This is a genomic window from uncultured Flavobacterium sp., assembly GCF_937967675.1.
Taxonomy (GTDB): Bacteria; Bacteroidota; Bacteroidia; order Flavobacteriales; family Flavobacteriaceae; genus Flavobacterium.
In genome coordinates, this window is sequence record NZ_CALBSN010000050.1 from 1 (window position 1) to 4276 (window position 4276).

The 4276-nt window shown below is 34.9% G+C and carries 3 protein-coding genes; 1 reads left to right on the top strand and 2 read right to left on the bottom strand.

From position 1 onward, the window contains the following. The first annotated feature begins 1106 nt into the window (after nt 1-1106). Nucleotides 1107-1856 (top strand): hypothetical protein, encoded by a 750-nt coding sequence (locus Q0075_RS03360; RefSeq protein ID WP_297868279.1) that lies wholly within the window; start codon nt 1107-1109, stop codon nt 1854-1856. 1313 nt (nt 1857-3169) lie between these two features. Here Q0075_RS03360 and Q0075_RS03365 read toward each other — a convergent pair. After that, a complete protein-coding gene (locus Q0075_RS03365) occupies nt 3170-3703 on the bottom strand; it encodes a hypothetical protein (RefSeq protein ID WP_297868280.1) in 534 nt (177 codons plus the stop codon). Nucleotides 3704-3872: 169 nt separating this feature from the next. Further along, nucleotides 3873-4276, bottom strand: a 404-nt coding sequence (locus Q0075_RS03370; RefSeq protein ID WP_297868281.1) for a T9SS type A sorting domain-containing protein, incomplete at its 5' end; no start/stop codon positions are given.

The window sequence follows — 4276 nt, forward strand, 5'->3', positions numbered from 1 at the left end:
TATGCTTATTTTTATGTATTTCAGTTGGATTATGCTACACCCCTAAAGTCCCCTCAAGGGGACAATTCTACTATTGAATTATTATTCTTTTAGTTTTCAGTTGAGTTTTTTATACCCCTGTTCCCGATAGCTATCGGGACCTCGAGGAGACAATCCTTCTAAGGTAATTTGATTTGTATGGTTTTCAGTTGAATTTGGTGTTTAACCACTAGGTGCACAAGGAAGGCACTAAGGGCAGTAAGAGTACTAATTTATATGCTTATTTTTATGTATTTCAGTTGGATTATGCTACACCCCTAAAGTCCCCTCGAGGGGACAATCCTGCGATTGAATTTTATATTTTGAAGATTTTCCAATTGGACTTCTTTACACCTCTAAATTCCGAAGGGTCGGAACTTGCGAGTTACGGAATAGGCTCTCGAGTGGACAATCCTGCTATAGAAATTTAATTTTTGCATTTCAGTTGAACGTTTTTTACACCCCTAGAGTCCCCCCTCGAGGGGACAATCCTGCGATTGAATTTTATATTTTTAAGTTTTCCAGTTGGACTTCTTTACACCCCCTAGAGTCCCCTCGAGGAGACAATCCTTCTAAGGTGATTTGAATTGTATGAGTTTCAGTTGAATTTGGTGTTTAACCACTAGGTGCACAAGAAAGGCACAAAGAGCACTAATTTATGTATTTATTTATTTTTATTGTTTTTAGTTCAACATTTTTACACCCCTGAAGTCCCCTCAAGGGGAAATCCTTCTATAGAATTATTGTATTTTTAGGTTTTTAGGAGCTGTTTTCTCCACTTTACTGTAATTTTTACACTTTACTCTATTTTTCTTGATATTGGTGTAATATTTTCAATTCAAAGTATTGTAATGTAATGTTTTACACTATACACACCTAGTTTTCTTGAGGTGTTGTTTTATGCTATAGTTTTGGAGTGTTGGAAGGCAAGATTGGGTGCGCAACGGTTTTGGTTTTCATCTAAAATTTTACAAAATGAAAAATGTATTTTACACACAGGAAACGGGGTTTCAGAAATCGCGTTCCGCAGTTAGAGGATCCAAAAGAAGTAATGACTTCACAGTATTAATTTTAAACAAGAGCAACTAATGGCAAAGTTTGATGGGATTTTTGAGATTAAAGGGACTTTACAAGGCATGTCTTTTTATAAATCTAAGGATGGATTGTTGATTCGAAAAAAAGGTGGGATTGATAAGAGTCGGATTAAGAATGACCCTGCCTTTCAACGAACAAGAGAGAATGGTTCGGAGTTTGGGCATAATGCCAAAATGGGACAATTAATGCGAAAATCGGTAGCTAATTTATTGTCTTTAGCTAAAGATTATCGCGTTAGCAGTAGGATGTCGCAAGCGATGAGTCGTATAAAGAATTTGGATTTTACTTCTCCACGTGGTGACCGAAAAGTATGGATTGGTATTGCTAGTGACGAGGGTAAACAAGCACTTCGTGGGTTTGATTTCAATTTGAATTCGCCTTTCAATTCTGTTTTCAGATCGCAGTATGAATTAGATACAACCACAGGTGAAGTTAGTATTACTAACTTTAATCCTGCTACTAATTTGAGTTTACCACAAGGAGCTACTCATGCTAGTTTTAGTGTTTCGGTGGCTTCAGTAGATTTTGAATTGGAGAATTATGGTACCACTTACAGCCCGAAGGAGAATTTTGCTTTGGTTGACGGGTCTTTAAGTTTAACTCTTACTCCAAGTGGAATGCCAGGAGGTACTGGAAGTACTTTTTATTATTTCTTGATTGAATTTTTTCAGGAATTGAATGGCGTTCAGTATCCGCTGAAAAATAACTCACATAATGTGTTGTATTTGATGGAGGTGGTTTAAAGTTCCTACCCCATTGGGATTGTAATTGATGAAGTCCGTATCGCAAGGTACGGGCTTTTTTGTTAGTGGTCAGTGGTCAGTAATTAGTGGTCAGTTAACGGTGGCTTCGAGAGCCTCAGCCAACGTTTAGACGATTTGTTATTATGATTTCTATTGAACTACTGATGTGGTTGTATGAAGTAATCGAAGGCAAATGGTATTGAATAATAGATTTAAGTATTTTGAGATTTGTTTTCAGTAGTTCTCGATACATTTTTTTATAAAATAGCTTGGGCAATTTTATAAAAAAAATCGAAGTGACGGAGGTGGTATTACTTTTTTTCATTAAAACCAATAGAACCTGTGCCTTCAAGGGTGGTTTGTTAGTGACCAGTGGTCAGTAAGTAGTGTTCATGTTACAGTGGCTTAGATTCCAAAAAACGCAACCATCAGTTTTAACCGATTTATCTGGGTTCTAAAAAAACTTCACTTGTTCAAGAGATGCTTGGCAGCATGACAAACTGGGTGGGAAGGTTTTTATCAGTTTTCAGTTGATATTTGTTACACCCCTAATCCCGATAACTATTGGGACCTCAAGGGGACAATCCTTTAATAGAATTATTGTTTTTTTAGGTTTTCAATTGAAATTAGCTCCACCACTGTTCCCGACAGCTATCGGGATCTCGAGTGGACAATCCCTCTAAGGTGATTTGATTTGTATGGTTTTCAATTGAATTTGGTGTTTAACCACTGGGTGTTCAAGGAAGGCACTATGGACACTAAGAGTACTAATTTATGTGTTTATCTTTATTGTTTTAGTTGAATTATGCTACAGCCCTAAATTCCGCAGGGTCGGAATAGTTACACCCCTAAAGTCCCCTCAAGGGGACAATCCTTCTATAGAATTATTGTTTTTTATAGGTTTTCGATTGAAATTAGTTACACCACTATTCCTGATAGCTATCGTGACCTCGATGGGACAATACCTTCTAAGAAATTTAGCTTTGATTAAAAATTTTATAAATTATTTCAATTTCTTCAATCTGTGTTCCGAAAATCCAAATCATAAATCGTTCCTCTTCAATCCTCAATCATTTATTCAAGATATGGTTACCAACATAACAAACTAGGGTTCAGAAAACTTTGATAAGTGAAACGTCTCTGCGGTACTCTCTCAATGCAATACATCCCGAAGCTTCGGGACAAAAAAACTCCGTGTAACTCTTTGCAAAACTTAGTACTACTTTGTGTAAAATATCCGCCACTATTAGCATTTTGTGCAAGCAAATCTAATTCATCAGCGTTTCAATTCATGCGCAACGACTCTATATAACTTACTTTGAATTAACTATATAGTTTTTCAAATTTTCATTAAATGAATTAAAAATACTTGAAATAGTACTAGGATAGAGTTTATATCGGCTATGTATGTTGCCATTTTTTTTAAAATATTTATTTTGATGATCCGCTTCCAATGGAAAATTAACCCACCTATTTTCAGAGGGAGTGAACAACTCAACTTTAACAATCTCAAACTTGTAACTACCATTAAAAAAAGACAATAATAGGGTAGATTTAACATCATAACAATGTAAAACTTCTTGGTATTTATCACATAATATTTTTGATTTTATGAATTCAATCAAAATAGATTCCTTTTCTTTTGTTTCCTTTACAAAAATTTTCGCTTTTTGCTTATTAATAATAAGCCAATTTAAAGTTTTTTCATACAATTCATTACGGTCTTTGTTTTGGAATTCTTCATTTATAAATGGAGTCAAACCTTTACTTGTAAAGGAAAAGGATTGGTTTTGACCCATTGAATGCAAAGTAAAAAACAAAATAAAAAACAAACTTACTTTTTTCATAACTACTTTTTTGTCAAATTAACAAATTAATAACGAGAAAATTTATTTCAAAGAAAAAAACTTAATACAATTTAAAAATTACTAATACAAAAAAAGAGGCTGTCTTACGACAGCCTCCTCTTGTTTATAATGAAGTGTGTTTTGTGCGTTGAGCACTATACATTTATCACTACTCTTGTTTAACCATTCGTATGGTTTTCACTTGGTCGTCTTGTGTTACAATTACATTGTAAACTCCACGTGACCATTCTGATCCCAGTTGTAAGCTCTCTAATGCTGACGGCGCCACTTCTCTATCTTCGATTAGTTTACCTGTCATATCAAATACTCGTACTTGAATCATAGCATCGCTTGGACTATCCAACGATAATGTGAAGTAAGATGTATATGGATTTGGATATCCTTTAACTGTAAAGATTACTTTACTTGTAACATCCTCCTCTACAACTTCTTGTCTAGTCGTTGGTGCAGTACCTGGTAACGTTACGTTACATACTGATCCATAAGAACTCCAAACCCCATTATTCAATAATGCCACTTTTACTCTATAAGATGATCCTGCAACTCCAGTGA